The organism is Enterococcus sp. DIV1206 (genome assembly GCF_051712485.1).
Classification (GTDB): domain Bacteria; phylum Bacillota; class Bacilli; order Lactobacillales; family Enterococcaceae; genus Enterococcus; species Enterococcus faecalis.
In genome coordinates this window covers 477,525-493,103 of the sequence record NZ_JBIOOZ010000001.1, presented here as the reverse complement: position 1 = coordinate 493,103, position 15,579 = coordinate 477,525, and the positions used below count along the sequence as shown (strand labels likewise).

Below are 15,579 nucleotides of genomic sequence, written 5' to 3'. Positions count from 1 at the left end.
ATCAGTTCTTTCTCCCATAAATAGCCGTTCCTACTAATTCCCGTATGAAATTCAAGTAAAAAGTGTTTTGCCCCTCCGTTCCAGCACCGCCTGTGCTATTTGGTACAATGGTGATATGGCTAGCATCAAATAATTCATCCGTGAAAAATACTTGATGCTGACTTTTCTTGGAAGAAGGCCTTTCTTCATTTGTTTTTGGATTATTGGTTTTCACTTCTTTTTTACTAACGTCTTCGCTACTTTCTTCCGCTTGCGTTTCGCTAGTAATAGTACTTTCATTTGTTTCTTCCATTTTTTCTGGTGTGCCAGTATTCTCAATCGGATAAATTTCTTCTGTTGGATTGGTCGGATTATAAATTGGATTCCGTTCTTCTGCTGCTTGCACATTGGTTACTTGAAAAAACGAGAGTAACAACGTACTCCATAATAGTAAATGTTTGTATTTATCCATTTTTCTCACATATATTGCCAAATACTTTAGCTACATAACAAAACAAAAAATATAACTAGTAAAGTGGTATCAGACGATATTTAACAATACTCCTTCTTATTATTTCTTTTTTTGAGTTAGGTTTGTTGAATAAACTGCATGTTTGATAAGTAAAAACAAACAAAAACGTTGCCGATAATCAAATCAAAAATTAACTACTCTTTATATTTCTCTTTCGTTTTGTTCCTGTTTCTTTTTTCGCAAAATCAACCAGGCAATGATTAAAATCACTATCAATAATAGTAGTAAGCCAATCAGCAAATATAAATTTGAATGATTTTCTTTTAAGGTCACATCTTTTTCATTTAATTCTTTGGCAACTTCACCATTAATTGTAAAGTCTTTTTCAAATTGCCATTGATTTCTAAAAGATATCGATTCATTGTTTATTGATTTTTTAAATGAGCCTGCAGCATCTTTATTCCCAACAACGGTCATAGACAAATGGTAATCTCCTGGCTTAAGCGGTTGCCCTTTTAGCGCAATGGGAACAGAAAAATTGGTATTTGGTGCAATTTGCATGTTTGCTTTTTCCTCTTTATATAAAACTTCTTCATGCCCCTTTTTGGTAATCTCTGCCGAAAAGGCAACTTGGTTAATATATGTTTTTTGATCATTTTGTAGATTGACTAAAATCACATTTCTAGCATTAATCTGTCCTGGTGAGACTTTTTTCAAAAGTAAATTCGGCTCAACCTTTTTTTTATTTTGTTGCATCAATAATGCAACGACATACGAATATTCATTTTTAATGGATAACCCCTGACTCTTATCGTCTTGGCGTTTGCCTTCATCCGACGTTTCTTCTTTAAAAGTGATACCACTAGCTAACACTCCATCAAAGGGTGTATTAGGCATTTTGACGTTAATAGAAACCGTTTGTTCACTTTTCGGTTTTAAACGAACTGAGCTAGGGTATTGAACGTAGTCTTTTATATCAAACGCTAAACTTTGATCTTTTTTCCCCTTATTTTCACCATACTCCACGATTACATTTGAATTGGTAATGGCACTATTGATGGAAATACCTACCTTTACTTCTTTATCTGTATCATTGCGCAAGTTCACTTTCAACTCAGTTTCTTCATTTGGTGCTAGTAATAAATCAAAGTAAGTTTTTTCTTTATCTACTTGTTTTTCTGATGGAATAGGCGTAACCGCGAAATTAAATTCACTGGCAAAACCATTGCTAGGTACTAACGCTAAAAGAATTAGTAGTATCGGAAAAAAAAGAAATCGTTGTTTTTTTCTGTTCAAATTATTTACTCCTTTTCTATATGTAGTGAATAGCAGGTAACCATGTTCCCCGCTATTCTTCTTTTTAAAATTCGTTTAATTTCCTGGAGCGTCTGTCAACGTCCATGTTAATTTTGTGGCGTATTTTTCAGCGTATTTGGTTGTAGAACCTGGAACAGTTAACTCAATACTTTTAGCAGCTGTAGTTGCATCTGTTCCCCAATCAAATAAATAAGTTCCTGCACCGTTTCCTTTTGCTGCACTCATTACATCTGATTGACTACCATCTGAATTCAACGTGATTGTGGCTGGGCCTGTTGGTTTACCTGAATCTGAAGCAGTCACTACATTTCCGTTTTTAAACGTGATAGCTGCCCCAGTCAATTCTTTACCAGAAGTTGATTTAAATTGTCCTTCTTGTTTCACTTTTAATGACCAGCCAGCTTCGGTTCCACGGTTATCTGTTACTTGGACATAGTTAGGCCCTTCTTTGACTTCATCGGTTGCGCCTACCGTCTTGTATTTTTGGGTAGCAGCAAAATAAGTCTGATCCTTCGACGTGATTTTTTGAACACCGAAGTCTAGACTTGACGCATAATCAATTGACAACGGACCGTTTGTTCCTGGATTAGGACCTTCAGGATCTGTTGGGTCAATAGGATTAACTGGATTAGTTGGATCCGTTGGGTCAACCGGATTAGTTGGATCTTCACTTGGTGTAAATTCTACGATACCATTAGATGTATAACTACCGCCATCTTCTGCAAAGGCTTGAGAAGTCATGCCTAAGCTCCCTAAAATAAATGTGGATAAACATACTGTTGTTACTTTTTTCATTTTCTTTTCTCCATTCTTTTCTTTAATTTCCTGGTACGTCTTCTAACGCCCAAGATAAACGAGCTTTAAATGTTCCAACTCTTTGATAAGCTACAGGAACATTGATTTGAATTCCTTGTTGTTTTGATTCATCAAGTAATGCTGTTAAATCTGTTTCACCTTTCTGATTACTTTCTAAAAGCGTAATTGCCTCATTTGTAATCTGAGAGCTTCCAGCAGTTGAAACGAAAGAAAAAACATCTGGCATTACAATTGAATCATTTGTTAACGGTTGCGTTTGCTTTAGTTGCAAGCGCCAATTATTTGCGTTACGTTCATCCACGACTTTGAGTCCTTCGGTGGGATGCCCAAGTTTAATTAGTGGTTGATTACGTATCTTTTCCGTACCAAAAGTAATCTGTTTTGGTGCCTCTTTAAAATATAGTTCCCCTAAACGATAGTAAAAATAAATATCTTTTGTTTCCTCTGTCATTGTTCCTTCCGCATTGCCTGAGTCTTTTGTAAAAACATAGCCAGAAATATCTAGGGGTTTTTCTTGATAGGGTGCACCAATTTTCCCTGTTACACTTTTAGGTGGAGCAATATCTTTACCTTCCGCGTCTTTATAAAAAACGGTTACTGTTTTTTCTGTTGGTTTAGGAATAGTAATCGTTACATTATTTGACTTTTGCAGTAAGGTTCCTTCTTCATAATAGTCAAAGTTCATAGTTAAAACTTTTTCGGGCGTATTATCTTGAAGGGTTGTTTTTAATTCAATCATCATGTCCTTCTTTAAAACTAGGTAGTCATTTAAAGCAACTGTTAAGTGATTCCCTGTTTGTGTCAGATCTTTGGCTGCTACCTTTTTACCATCAATCGTTAATGAATTTTCTTCATATGCTAATTCATCAGGTAAGTCAATGCTTACTTGCGGTTGACGATCTTCGATAAAGTCATTGTCAATATTCAATGTATTCCGTAGTATCACCTGATCATTTTTCACTGCTTCAACAGCTGAGCTAAACTCCTGACCGTTCACGCTAAGGGCTGCTTGTGACGTAACGTTGGTAGGAATTTGTGTCATTGCTAAAGCATTCTCTTGGTATTTGCCACCTGTGGAAGATGTAAAGCCCCAATAAACCGTTGTTGCGCCAAATTGTGCATTTAAATCTGAAACTACATACGTATTCGTGCCCACACCTTCTAAATCATATGTTAATGCTTTGGCTGCGGCATTCCAATGAACAGTCAACATGCGCCAGGTTCCATTAGATAGATAGGTTGGCGCAACGGTGACGCCTGAATGCTCCCCTGTATAGCTGTTGTTATTAGCTTTCGGAGTGACAAAAGCTAAATGCCCATTTCCCTTATCTTGTGAAATTTCTCGGTCCATTCGGTTGGAACTACCAGTATTTTTATAGGTATCAAACTCAATCGATAAGGCATTTCTAACATAAGGTTGACCAGCTTTCGTGGAGTATGCACCGATTCCCATCCCAGGTGAACCAATGACTTCTTGAGGCGTTGTGGACATTCTAGGATCATTCGTTAAGGTAAAGGTCATACCATCACCAGCATTTGCATACTCGTTTCCTAAATACAAATAACTTTTAAAGGTAAAATCCGACAATAAACTGATTGGTTTTTTTGACCAAATAGCTCCTTTTTGTGATTTAACAGCTGGGTTTAGTTGTAATAACTTCCCACCTTCTAAAATACTTGTTGCATTTCCAATTGGCTCTTGAAATACCTTGTCGATTGGAATGATATTAGGATCATCAGGCAATGAAGTAGCGTATGGCGCAGCCAACATGCGCGGCTGTGGTTCAACTATCGCCGATTCCGTTACACTGTTATCGTCATCCTTTTGTTGTTTGCTAGGTTCTAAAGTAGCCGTTGATTGGTCTGTTTCTGCTGGATGATTATCGGTTGTTGTTGTCGTTTCTAGGGAAGGTTCTTGCTCTAATGTTTCCGAGTGAGAAGGAGCGCTAGTTGCCTGATCATTGGCCGATTCCTCCACTATTTCCCGATTGACTTCGTTGATATTTGTCGAAGGATTACTAATCGCTTCGCTAGTAATAGGCGCAAGGAGTAGTAAGAATAAACTACTTGCCAAAAAGACTAGGCTTTGTTTGTTTCGCATCTCTCTTCACCTCTACTTTTTAAATTCCTGGTACATCCGTCAACGTCCACAATAATTTTGTTTGATATTTCACGGCATCTTTAGGGGTTGACCCTGGTACTGATAGCGCGACATCTTTTGTAACATTAACATTGTGTACCGTATTGGTTTCATCGCGTTCTGCAACCACTTCTACTTTGCCCCAATAAGTAGCCCAAGTTCCCGCACCAGTTCCTTGCTTCGCAGCTGCCACTAGCGATGCGGTCCCTGGAACAAGGGCAATCTTATTTGTTGCCTCTGGTTTCACAACATTTTGCGCATTACTATTAACAGTCGGGTTAGTTAAAGAAATTTGCGCACCTGTCAACTGACTATTTAAAGTAGCCTTTGTTGCTTTAAATTGCTCCTTTTGCGTAACCGTTAAAGACCAACCACTATTGGTTCCTCTATTATCAGAAATTTGCACAAAATTTGGTGTATCTTTTTGATTTTCTTGATATTGCTGTGCTCTTGCAAAATATACTTGGTCTTTATTCGAAATACGATTTTTCCCAAAGTCAAAACTTGAAGCATAATCAATAGACAGTGGTCCTTGGGTACCAGGATTGGGACCTTCTGGGTCTGTTGGACCAATTGGTTTGACTGGCTTTTCTGGATCGGGATTTTCTGGATCAACCGGCTCTGTCGGATCTACGTTCGGAATAAATTCTACTAAACCATTCGAACGATACTCTTTTGGCTCCTCTGCCTTCGCTTGTAAGGACCAACCAGCAACTGCAAATGTACTGCATAGAACGATTCCTGTGAATTGTTTTTTCATTGCTTTTCTCCTTTATTTAATTATTAACGGGAGTATCTTCTAATGCCCAAACTAACTTCGTTGAATATTGTTGTGCAAGCTTTACAGATTTTCCGGGAACGAATAATTGGACAGCTTCTTTATTTGTTGCTTCATTTGAACCAAAGCGATAAACCCAAGTCCCAACACCTGTTTCTTTTTTAGCGTTCATCGCTAGATTATTATTTACACCAGGTGTTAAGGAAATAGTACTACTGACTTCAGTAGGTTTATATTTTTCATCCACCATTGAGGCAGCTTCTGCCTTTGTAAACGTTAATTGAGCGCCGACTAGTTCCTCTCCAGTAGCTGTTTTAAATTGTTCAGGTTGGGAAAGCGTTAGTTTCCATCCTGCTAACGTTCCTCTTTTATCAGTTACTTGTACATAGGTTGGTTTTTTTGAACCATCTTTCATTTCATCTGGCGCAGCATAATACGTTTGATCTGCCGTAGAAATCTTTTGTGTACCAAATTTAAATTTTGACCCATAATCAATTGATAAGGCACCACCCGTTCCTGGCCCTGGAGGATCAATTGGGTCTACTGGATCAGTAGGATCGGGATTTTCTGGATCAACTGGCGGTGTGATTTCGTTATCGCCTGCTTCAAAAGTAATTGTGCCTTCCGTATTGTATTCTTTCGGAAAAGTTTCTGCTGCTGATGCGTTTATTGCTTGAAACCCTACGCCTAAAAGTATGGTTGCCGATGTAAGTAAAACAGTTTTTTTCATTAAATAAGCTCCTTCTCTCGTTTCATTTTATTAATTAAATAAATGACTACCCCCAACAAACTAACTCCTATCAAGGAATACAGTGGATTTTCAGACTCGCCTGTTTTAGGTAAAACTGCTTGTCCAGAAGCAGCTAAATTGTTTCTTCCCTGTTCTTCTGATTGTTGGGTATACGCTACGTCATTTGACTCTTTTTCATTCTCATAAACGTAGGTACCATAGAAGCTCGCTTGACCATTTGATTCATAATTATTTTCTTCAGCCATAACGCTTTTTGTTTGCAACCCAATGATCAATAGCCCTAAACATACCAAACTAAACCTTTTTATGATTTTCATCTGAATTCCTCCTTCCCCATTTTCAACATTGACTGGCCCAGCCAATAAACATTATATAAAAGAAATATTTATTAGATTTTTTTATTTTTTTCAGACGCTTTTAAAAAATAAAATGGTTTCAGCTAAGAAAGCTTTAAAATCAACACTTTTAAAGACAAAAAAATAAACAAAAAAACTTCAAAAAATAATTTTCGAAGTTTTTTTGTTTATTTTTTTATTATTTTTATACTTCAACCGCTTCTAACAAAGCTAAACGTTCAGCAACTTCTGCTTCTGTTAAATTATATTTTTTTACATAACGGTTGGCAGGATGCTGGCTACATTCTAATGAGCAGCCGCCTAAATGTTTATGTTCATTTTCTTCTGAAGTTAAGATTTGACGATTACATTCTGGGTTTGCACAGTTAATGTAGCGTTCGCAAGGTGTCCCATCAAACCAGTCTTTCCCAATAACTTTTTTATCAACATGATTAATTTCGACACTGATTCGGTCATCAAAGACATACATTTTGCCGTCCCAAAGTTCGCCACGTGTTTCTGGATTTTTTCCATAGTTGGCGATACCACCATGCAATTGAGCAACATCTTCAAATCCTTCTTTTAATAACCAGCCAGAAAATTTTTCACAGCGAATCCCGCCAGTACAATAGGTAACAATTTTTTTATCCATAAATTGTTCTTTATTCTCGCGAATCCATTGTGGTAATTCACGGAAGCTACGGATATCTGGGCGCACGGCACCACGGAAATGACCTAAATCATATTCATAATCGTTACGAGCATCGATTACAACAGTCTCTTCGTCTAATAAGGCTTCTTTAAATTCTGCAGGTTCCAAATATTTGCCCGTCGTTTCTAATGGATCAACGTCTTCTTCTAAGTTCAACGCCACTAATTCAGAACGTGGGCGAACAAATATTTTGCGGAACGCCATTTCTTCTGCTGGATCAATTTTAAAGAATGTATCCTTAAAGTGCTCATCTGCTTGCATTGCTTCCATGTACTTTTCTGTTTCTTCGACAGTACCAGATAACGTTCCGTTAATCCCTTCTGTCGCTACTAAAATACGGCCTTTTAAATTTAATGATTTGCAAAAAGCTAGATGCTCTTTCGCAAAAGCTTCTGGATCTTCAATTGTTGTATATTTGTAATAAAGTAATACTTGGTATTTCATCTTGTTTTCCCCTTTTGTATAAAGTCATTCTATCCCATTATACGGTGAATAAAAAAGGGAAAGCGATTATTTTGCTTGTGTATTTACACACAATATAAAAGTAGCTCGTTGTTGCGTAATAATTATTACGCAACAACGAGCTACTTTTATATACTACTCCTTTTCAGAAGTCGCGGCGAGTTGTTCTTGCAGTTCACCTAAAAGTTCAATTTGAATATTTTGGATTTTTACCAAATTTTCTAGTTGATTATTGATAATATAATCCATTTTCTCATGTAATAAATTAATTTCTACTTCTGCTTTTAAGTTAATTTTATAATCATTATTCGCTTGTTCTCTATCACGGGCTTCTTGTCTGTTTTGACTCATCATAATAATCGGTGCTTGGATAGCTGCTAAACAAGATAAGGCGAGATTTAGCAAAATATAAGGATATTTGTCAAATGGTTGTCCCAATAAAGTGGTAGAGTTAATCACGATCCAAGCAATCAACACGAAGCAAAAGAAGCCAATAAACACCCAGCTACCGCCAAATTTAGCAATGGTATCCGCTGCTCGTTGGCCAAAGGTTAATTTCTTTTCCATCTTTTCATTCATATTATTGGAAATCAGCTTATCTTCTTTGATATGTTGAACCACCAATTCATTCAGTTGTTGGATTTTTTCAGAATCATTTGCGACCAATTGTTTCATGTAATCCAAACGATAATTAAGTAACTCCGCCAATGTAATCATCGATTCAGCTGTCAATTGTGGATTGTTTTGGAGAATAAAAGCTTGCGTTTCCTGTTCTATATCTTGAAGATAAATGTTTTTTTTCGTTGATTCACCAATAACAACTTGTTTATTTTTTGATCGCTTCATCTTCGTCACTCCCTTTGATTGTTTTTCCCTTTATTTTAATATAAAGTCTCTCAGAAGAAACCTAAAAAGGCTTTGGGAGTGATCGTTGTTGCTTCTGCTTTAAAATTTAACAGTTAAATTGGTTACATCATGGAACAACGAACCAATTAATTCTTTGTATTTCGCTGGATTCACACAATTAGTTAGCAATATGACCCCGGTTTTCATATCTTTTGAAAATAAAACCAGGGCTTGTTGACCCGCTTCAACGCCGTGTAAGCGTAAATAATTATCATGAACATAGATGCCGCCATGATAAGAACTTTGCTGAGAAGACGTCCATAATTTTTGCAAAAGTGCGGTGGAAACTAAATGTCCACTCATTAATTGATGTAAGTACCAATACAAATCACCTGTCGTCATATCCACATTCCCAGTCCCAAATTCATGGGCAAAACTAGCTGCAGGAATCGAGAGCACTTGGTTATATGAATTATCTTCTGTCCATTTATAACTTGTTGAATTATTGGGCTGTTCCAATAAGGTTTCATAGAAGCCAAAATTCTTTAAACCAGCCGTTTTGTGATAAAATTTATTAAATAATTCTTGATAGGTACGTTGATACATTTTCTCTAACATTCCTGCTAAAAGGACAAAATTTACTGGGGAATAATTGTATTTTCCTTTATTGACTTGAATGGTATTTTGTTTAACAAATTGAATAATTTCTTCATCGGTAACGATATCATTAGGCATTGCTGATAACTTTAAACCGCTTGTCATATTCAACATATCGCTAATCGTAATGTCCTCAGCACCTTGTACTTGCGGATAAAACGTAGCGAGTTTTGTATCTAATGTAAGTTTACCTTCTTCAATCGCTTTTAAGATCAAGGTTGTGGTAAAAGATTTTTGAATTGAGCCAATCTGAAACCTTGTGTTTGGCGTGTTGGCTTGTTGCTTTTCAAAATTGGCAAAGCCATATCCTTTATTTACTAAAACCTGATCATCTTTAATGATCAAAGCCGAACCAATATAATTTGTTTCTTGAATTTTTTGATCAGGTTCGCCACTATCTGGTGCAACTATTTCTTTCGTTAAATTCGCATAATTATCACTTCGGCGATCTTCTTCCAAGACCACTTTCGATTCTTGACTAACTTGTGAATCTCTAGTGAAAAAGAACGTTTTTATTAAATAACCACTACCACCAATCACCACCAACAAACATACTATAAAAAGCCAATTCACTCCTCCATGTCTTTTCTTTGCATGTCGTTTACGCATACCGCTTACCTCCGCCTATTCTATTAACAGCATTATCATACGCTATATTTTCATGAAAATTACAGTTTTTAGTAAAATTTATAAAACTTTCAACTTTTATAAAAAACAGCTTGGCACCAGAATCAATCTAGATTCTGGTGCCAAGCTGTTTTTTATTTACTTTCTTGCCCCATCACAGCAAAGTAATTATCATCGTTATCTGCAAAATTAAAAACTAAGCCTGTTGGCAATTGAACCATTTCACCAACAGTAACCCCAGCCTCTTGCATTTTTTTATAGAGACCAATGATATCATCGCTAGCAAACATTAGAGAAGGGGTATTCCCCGCCACTTCTGGTGAATGTTTTTGAATAAAGGCCAAATCATATAAAACAATAATCGTCTCTGCTGATTCACTTGGCGCAATTTCTACCACCAATGTGCCGTCAACTTCCTCTCTTTCCTTTTCAACAAAGCCAAACGTTTGCCAAAATTGACTAGATTCCTCAACATTATTCACATATAACATAATCTTTACTTGGTTTGAAAACATTCCTTCACGTCCTTTTGAATTTAGTTAACAACTTATTATATACGTTCTTTTAAATAATTACTGCACTTTCGCTTAAAATCAAAATAAAAGTGTTTGAGCAAGACATTGCTCAAACACTTTTCGTTTTATTGATTTAGATATTTGCATCTAAGACAACGTCGCGATCATTTAAGACATCACGATCTAATTCATGAATACGAGCACTTGTTAACACGCCTGCAACCATACTATCGTTAACGTTAACAGCTGTCCGCGCCATGTCAATAAGTGGTTCAACCGAAATTACTAAACCAACAATTGCAACCGGCAAGTTCATTGCGCCTAAAACGATTAGAGAAGCAAAGGTTGCTCCGCCGCCGACACCGGCTACGCCAAATGAACTGATTGTGACAACTGCTACTAACATTAAAATAAATTGTAAACTAAAGACATCAATTCCAACAGTTGGTGCAACGATGGTTGCTAACATAGCTGGATAAACGCCGGCACAACCATTTTGTCCAATAGATAAACCGAAACTACCAGCAAAGTTTGCTGTGGCATCATCGACACCTAGTGCTTTGGTTTGTGTTTCAATATTTAATGGTAAAGCTCCTGCACTTGAACGAGAAGTAAAAGCAAAGCTCAAGACTGGAAAAACTTTTTTTAGATACGTAACTGGATTGACTTTTAAAGTAATTAAAATCAACATGTGAATGGCAAAAACAATAATTAAGGCCACATACGATGCCAACACAAATTTACCTAAATTAATAATCGCAACAAAATCACTTGTTGCTACAACATTAATCATTAACGCTAACACGCCATAAGGGGTCAAGCGTAAAACTAAGGTAACAATTCGCATGGTAATTTTATATAAACTATCAATTAAATTTGCAAAAAATTCAGCTTCTTTTGGCGCTTTACGACGAACGCCTAAATAAGCGACACCAACAAACGCAGCAAAGATTACCACCCCAATGGTACTCATTGGTCGTGTTCCCGCAAAGTCAGCAAAGACATTTTTAGGAATAAATGAAACGATTTGTTGGGGAATCGTCAAATCTTGAATCGCATCTTGACGCGTCGCTAACTCGGCAATTCTTGACGTTTCTGCAGCACCTTGCGTGAATTTTGCCCCTTGAAGACCAAACGCTAAGGTTGTTCCAATCCCCACCAAGGCAGCTACTGCTGTTGTTCCTAGTAAGGTGGCTAACACATTAAAGCTAATTTTTCCTAATTTATTGGATTCTTTCATTTTTGTAAATGCACCTACGATAGATACAAATACTAACGGAATTACGAGCATTTGTAGAAACGCTACATAACCATTACCTACAATCCCGATCCATTCCATTGATTGCGTAGTAATTTTACTTTCTGTACCAAAAGCAAATTGAATAATTGCACCTAAAACAATCCCCACGCCCAATGCTGAAAAGACACGTGTTGAGAATTTTAAATGTTTCTTTTGCATTTGGTAGAAACCGAATAACACAGCAATAAATGCAAGGATCACTAATACAGTGATGAATGTTGTCATTTTAGTTCCTCCCTATGTTTTTAATGACAAGTACATCAAAGGAAGTAAAGGTTCCCGGTACTCACTCTCCAGTAAATACCCTGAAAACAGCAAACTGTTTCCAGTGATAGTTCTATTGTACCTTATTTTATAGCAAATAGTGGGATAATTTGCTTACTTTTTGATAGAAAATAACCGTTGTGATAGTTTAAAACTATCACCAAGCGTTGTTTTACTAGTCACTGTAAAAATAATTTGTTTTTTGTCCTCTTTCTTTTAAGCTGACGTGGTATACTTAGTTCTAGGAGGTGTAAGCGTATGCAAAAAATTTGTTGGATCCTTTCTGTCAACCGTGATGGAGCAATGTTGTATGTTGGGAGCCCTGCAAATGGAGGTCCTTGGCTCTTTTCAAACAAAGAGCAGCAAAACATCAAAGCCTTTTTTCAACCAACCTATGAAATTGACTTTATCAGTTATGATGTTCTTTCAGAGGAAGTACCAGAAGCTGCGTTCATTTTGTACAATGAAATGCTCGCTCCCTATCTTCCCGAAAAAATCACCAAAGTTGGTCAGCCGATTGCTTATGTGGATATCGCTACAAAAAATTATGAACAGTTTAAAAAAGCTTTGGTTGCTAAATCTTCACAAGAATAAAAACAGCGTTTGTAACGGAATCCGTTATAAACGCTGTTTTTAAAGTTTAAGCTTCTTCTGATTGTTGAAAATTCAATTGAACACCTGGACGATCCAGAGCAATTTCAGTTACTTCATAAGATAAACGTTCGACGATGCTAAATAAAGGACGCACAAGTTCATCGACTTCTTCTTGCGAAATATCTTCTTGTTTTTCAATTTTACGATCAATAATGTGATTAATTTGGCTAATCGCCCCTGATAAAACAAATTCGTCAAAGACAATTCGAAATTCTAAGCGAGCAACAAGTGCTGAGCTATTTTCTGGATAATTTTCTTCTTCTACTTCAATTGGTGAAAAACTGACACGTAAATCTGTCTCTACTTCTGAATCAGGTACTCGCATATCATAGTGATACGCTTCAACAATTTCTTGTTGGCGTTTAATTTCCATTGTTTTTTCTCTCCTTTTTTAACAAGATATTCCCCTTTTAGAATATCCAATGGTTTCTTTTCTCAAGTATACCACAAGTCCAAAAGTTGCCTAGACCAAAAAACACAGAAGATCAGACTTTTTTGATAAATTGATTTTGGCAGTTTGAACAAGTGACTTTGATTGTTCCTCGTCCTTTCGGCGCACGTAATGACTGCTGACATTTTGGACATTTAAAATAACGATATCCTTTCTGAGTCAGGTGTCGCTTGCGAAAAGCATGAACCTTTTGCATTAGGCGTTGTTTTCGAAGAATAAACCGTTGATTTTCATTCAATCGCGGGTGAATATGTTTTGAAAAAAAGCGATAATACACGTAGGCGACTGTGATTAAAATCAATAACCGAACCCAAAGATAGCCAGTAAAAATATTGATAAGCGCCAGCACGACACTTGTTAGCAACAGCGTTCGATTCAATTCATCGAACCGGGCATAACGTCCTTGTAAAAATCGTTGCGCTTTTTTGCGCCAACGTAGAATGCGTTCAAACCAAATTTGGCTCATTTATCTTCCTTCTTTCGAGCATTATTTTTTGAATAAATGATTGATTTACAGAAACTTTCAATCAAAATTTACACTTACTAAGTCCAAATTTTGAACAACTGTCGGTTATTTTCGATGGTATACTTCTAGAGAAGTCAGGTCAACCGATGAATGACTTCGTTGATAATAGCTACCGCTATTTTATACAAACTTAAACTGTCGATAGATAGATTATCCGATTTTAACTTAGGGGAAGGTTAAAATCCGATTCTATAATTTAGCACTACACTCCTTTATTTAGTAGCAACTTTAGCCTATCTATCCACATTTTAAGTCAAAAAGAAGCAAGTCCGGACTTGCTTCTTTTTATTTATCTTTCTAATTCTTCAATTTTCTTCTCAATTAATGCCAAGACATATTGACACGCTTCAGGATCTTCGACAAAATCATATTTATCGCCATCAATTTGAATTTTAGGACTTTCATCATAGTCTTCGTACCATTGATCATAACGCTCGTTCAACATTTGATAGTAATCATACAACGTTGGATCTGTCTCAATTTGTTCATAAGGACGGCCACGTTTTTTGATGCGTTCTAACATTTTGGGAAATGAAATACGAATGTGAACTAACAAATCAGGTCTTTTTTTATGCGCAGCATAAGGCAATTCTTGGAGCATGTTTTGTAATAAGTCATCGTACACTTTGACCTCTGTTTCGTTGGCACGACCTAAATCTGCATTTAAATGAAAAAGTAATGAATCTTCATAAATCGAGCGATCCAATACATTATTTTCATGCGTTAATGCTTGTTTAATACTATCAAAACGTTTATTTAAAAAATAAATTTGTAATAAAAATGCGTACTTTTCTGGTTCCGCATAAAATAAAGGTAATACCTCATTATCATCAACTGATTCGTAAAAGGCTTCTGAACCTAAACGGTTTGCAATTAAAGCTGTTAAACTAGATTTACCAGCGCCAATCGTACCTGCTAAAACAATCACTGCCATCGAACTCCCTACCTATTTTTTTCCATTTTATTTTTTATCTTCAACCAATTAAACATACCAAAAATTGAGTTAAAAGTATACATACAATACATAACAAATATCGCATAATCACCACCAGCGTGCGTCCCTGCTCGGAACCATAACAAAATTGAAAAAATATTTCCTAGTAGCCAAAACACGAATTGCGATTGATAACGTTTAATCATCAATAACATCCCTGTCGCTGAAACACTGAACGTGATTGCATCTAATGTTTGTTGCGCATCATTTACAAAACCTAACAAAATATATGCAGCTACGCCAATGAGCAGCCACGTGAAAAAGGCATACAACCACTGAATACCTTTTAAAACTTTTACGTCGGTTACTTGACCCGAGCCATCCTCGCTAGCCCGAAGCCAAGCATAAAGCCCTGTAATGTCCATAATAATATAGAAGCTTTGTAAAAGAACTTCGGCATATACCCGTGTCACTAACCCAAAATAGCCAATAATCACTGCACTGATTAACCCAAAAATGTAATTGCTGACTTTTCCTTGGGCAATTAAATTCACACAAATGATGCCGGCTAAACCACCTACTAACGTAATCCAATTCGATGGATTGATAGTGAACGCAATCAACTGTACCCCCACCATCAAAGCTAAAAACAAGTAGCTTCTCGTTTCCCAACCTTTAAAATCATTCACCAAAAAATTCTTATTCACGACAAATTTCCGACCTTCCTAAAACCAAACTTTTCTCTGTTGACGTCTCAATAAGAGTACTCCGTTTTAAAAAACAAGTCAATCAGATTTCGGAATAAAAAGAAGATTTTAATACTATATATATTGATTAAAAAAACAAAAAGATACTACATATAGTCATTCCACAAGCATTCTGATATCCTTTATTGCTACAATATTTTCTTCATCTTGCTTTAATCTTCTATGTATTCATGGATTTGTTTCCATCTAATAATTCCTGCGGTAGAACCCTTTACGACGGTAGCGCTCCAAATTAATGTTGCGAAAGCGGAAGCAACCGCACATATTTATGCTTCA

17 protein-coding genes are annotated in these 15,579 nt (G+C 36.4%); 1 reads left to right on the top strand and 16 read right to left on the bottom strand.

Annotation, left to right across the window (positions count from 1 at the left end; all coding sequences use genetic code 11):
• Nucleotide 1 precedes the first annotated feature (1 nt).
• The 12 genes from IGK86_RS02450 to IGK86_RS02395 all read right to left on the bottom strand — a co-directional run bounded on the left by IGK86_RS02450 (nt 2) and on the right by IGK86_RS02395 (nt 11,932).
• Nucleotides 2-451, bottom strand: coding sequence for a hypothetical protein (locus tag IGK86_RS02450; RefSeq protein WP_016616602.1), 450 nt, complete (start codon nt 449-451; stop codon nt 2-4).
• Between the two features lie 201 nt (nt 452-652).
• Nucleotides 653-1,747: a DUF916 and DUF3324 domain-containing protein gene (locus tag IGK86_RS02445; protein WP_438741982.1), complete on the bottom strand. Its 1,095-nt coding sequence runs from the start codon at nt 1,745-1,747 to the stop codon at nt 653-655.
• 75 nt (nt 1,748-1,822) lie between these two features.
• Nucleotides 1,823-2,563, bottom strand: a complete 741-nt coding sequence (locus IGK86_RS02440) for a WxL domain-containing protein (protein ID WP_438741980.1) — start codon at nt 2,561-2,563, stop codon at nt 1,823-1,825.
• A 22-nt stretch (nt 2,564-2,585) separates the two neighbouring features.
• Nucleotides 2,586-4,685: a lectin-like domain-containing protein gene (locus tag IGK86_RS02435; RefSeq protein WP_010713873.1), complete on the bottom strand. Its 2,100-nt coding sequence runs from the start codon at nt 4,683-4,685 to the stop codon at nt 2,586-2,588.
• 19 nt (nt 4,686-4,704) lie between these two features.
• A complete protein-coding gene (locus IGK86_RS02430) occupies nt 4,705-5,484 on the bottom strand; it encodes a WxL domain-containing protein (protein ID WP_438741978.1) in 780 nt (259 codons plus the stop codon).
• 16 nt (nt 5,485-5,500) lie between these two features.
• Nucleotides 5,501-6,232, bottom strand: a complete 732-nt coding sequence (locus tag IGK86_RS02425) for a WxL domain-containing protein (protein WP_010713875.1) — start codon at nt 6,230-6,232, stop codon at nt 5,501-5,503.
• On the bottom strand, nt 6,232-6,615 hold the full coding sequence (locus IGK86_RS02420; protein ID WP_002355604.1) for an LPXTG cell wall anchor domain-containing protein: 384 nt from the start codon (nt 6,613-6,615) through the stop codon (nt 6,232-6,234). Before IGK86_RS02420 ends, IGK86_RS02425 begins: the two co-directional genes overlap by 1 nt.
• A 178-nt stretch (nt 6,616-6,793) precedes the next feature.
• Complete coding sequence (gene trhO / locus IGK86_RS02415) at nt 6,794-7,744, bottom strand: oxygen-dependent tRNA uridine(34) hydroxylase TrhO (protein WP_438741976.1); 951 nt, start codon at nt 7,742-7,744, stop codon at nt 6,794-6,796.
• A gap of 153 nt (nt 7,745-7,897) precedes the next feature.
• Complete coding sequence (locus IGK86_RS02410) at nt 7,898-8,608, bottom strand: DUF1003 domain-containing protein (protein ID WP_010713876.1); 711 nt, start codon at nt 8,606-8,608, stop codon at nt 7,898-7,900.
• 99 nt (nt 8,609-8,707) lie between these two features.
• Nucleotides 8,708-9,874, bottom strand: coding sequence for a serine hydrolase domain-containing protein (locus tag IGK86_RS02405; protein ID WP_016617083.1), 1,167 nt, complete (start codon nt 9,872-9,874; stop codon nt 8,708-8,710).
• A gap of 152 nt (nt 9,875-10,026) precedes the next feature.
• Complete coding sequence (locus tag IGK86_RS02400) at nt 10,027-10,407, bottom strand: VOC family protein (RefSeq protein WP_002363195.1); 381 nt, start codon at nt 10,405-10,407, stop codon at nt 10,027-10,029.
• Nucleotides 10,408-10,540: 133 nt separating this feature from the next.
• Nucleotides 10,541-11,932: an L-cystine transporter gene (locus tag IGK86_RS02395; RefSeq protein WP_016617084.1), complete on the bottom strand. Its 1,392-nt coding sequence runs from the start codon at nt 11,930-11,932 to the stop codon at nt 10,541-10,543.
• 297 nt (nt 11,933-12,229) lie between these two features.
• Between IGK86_RS02395 and IGK86_RS02390 the strand changes: the two genes are divergently transcribed.
• The gene (locus IGK86_RS02390; RefSeq protein WP_002355597.1) at nt 12,230-12,565 is read left to right on the top strand and encodes a hypothetical protein; all 336 of its coding nucleotides are present in this window, start codon (nt 12,230-12,232) and stop codon (nt 12,563-12,565) included.
• 46 nt (nt 12,566-12,611) lie between these two features.
• On the opposite strand, the gene IGK86_RS02385 is transcribed toward IGK86_RS02390, so the two are convergent.
• The 4 genes from IGK86_RS02385 to pnuC all read right to left on the bottom strand — a co-directional run bounded on the left by IGK86_RS02385 (nt 12,612) and on the right by pnuC (nt 15,243).
• The gene (locus IGK86_RS02385) at nt 12,612-12,998 is read right to left on the bottom strand and encodes a DUF1149 family protein (RefSeq protein WP_002358717.1); all 387 of its coding nucleotides are present in this window, start codon (nt 12,996-12,998) and stop codon (nt 12,612-12,614) included.
• 112 nt (nt 12,999-13,110) lie between these two features.
• Entirely contained in the window at nt 13,111-13,542 is a 432-nt protein-coding gene (locus tag IGK86_RS02380) for a hypothetical protein (protein WP_002375965.1), read from the bottom strand.
• A 349-nt stretch (nt 13,543-13,891) separates the two neighbouring features.
• On the bottom strand, nt 13,892-14,536 hold the full coding sequence (locus IGK86_RS02375; RefSeq protein WP_002355594.1) for a deoxynucleoside kinase: 645 nt from the start codon (nt 14,534-14,536) through the stop codon (nt 13,892-13,894).
• 8 nt (nt 14,537-14,544) lie between these two features.
• On the bottom strand, nt 14,545-15,243 hold the full coding sequence (gene pnuC / locus IGK86_RS02370) for a nicotinamide riboside transporter PnuC (protein ID WP_016617085.1): 699 nt from the start codon (nt 15,241-15,243) through the stop codon (nt 14,545-14,547).
• Nucleotides 15,244-15,579: the final 336 nt, after the last annotated feature.

Coding starts and splice junctions, on each gene's coding strand:
- IGK86_RS02380 (WP_002375965.1), bottom strand. CDS start 13,542: ATGAGCCAAATTTGGTTTGAACGCATTCTACGTTGGCGCAAAAAAGCG.
- IGK86_RS02390 (WP_002355597.1), top strand. CDS start 12,230: ATGCAAAAAATTTGTTGGATCCTTTCTGTCAACCGTGATGGAGCAATG.
- IGK86_RS02450 (WP_016616602.1), bottom strand. CDS start 451: ATGGATAAATACAAACATTTACTATTATGGAGTACGTTGTTACTCTCG.
- IGK86_RS02385 (WP_002358717.1), bottom strand. CDS start 12,998: ATGGAAATTAAACGCCAACAAGAAATTGTTGAAGCGTATCACTATGAT.
- IGK86_RS02430 (WP_438741978.1), bottom strand. CDS start 5,484: ATGAAAAAACAATTCACAGGAATCGTTCTATGCAGTACATTTGCAGTT.
- IGK86_RS02400 (WP_002363195.1), bottom strand. CDS start 10,407: ATGTTTTCAAACCAAGTAAAGATTATGTTATATGTGAATAATGTTGAG.
- IGK86_RS02425 (WP_010713875.1), bottom strand. CDS start 6,232: ATGAAAAAAACTGTTTTACTTACATCGGCAACCATACTTTTAGGCGTA.
- trhO (WP_438741976.1), bottom strand. CDS start 7,744: ATGAAATACCAAGTATTACTTTATTACAAATATACAACAATTGAAGAT.
- IGK86_RS02435 (WP_010713873.1), bottom strand. CDS start 4,685: ATGCGAAACAAACAAAGCCTAGTCTTTTTGGCAAGTAGTTTATTCTTA.
- IGK86_RS02410 (WP_010713876.1), bottom strand. CDS start 8,608: ATGAAGCGATCAAAAAATAAACAAGTTGTTATTGGTGAATCAACGAAA.
- IGK86_RS02440 (WP_438741980.1), bottom strand. CDS start 2,563: ATGAAAAAAGTAACAACAGTATGTTTATCCACATTTATTTTAGGGAGC.
- IGK86_RS02395 (WP_016617084.1), bottom strand. CDS start 11,932: ATGACAACATTCATCACTGTATTAGTGATCCTTGCATTTATTGCTGTG.
- IGK86_RS02375 (WP_002355594.1), bottom strand. CDS start 14,536: ATGGCAGTGATTGTTTTAGCAGGTACGATTGGCGCTGGTAAATCTAGT.
- IGK86_RS02405 (WP_016617083.1), bottom strand. CDS start 9,874: ATGCGTAAACGACATGCAAAGAAAAGACATGGAGGAGTGAATTGGCTT.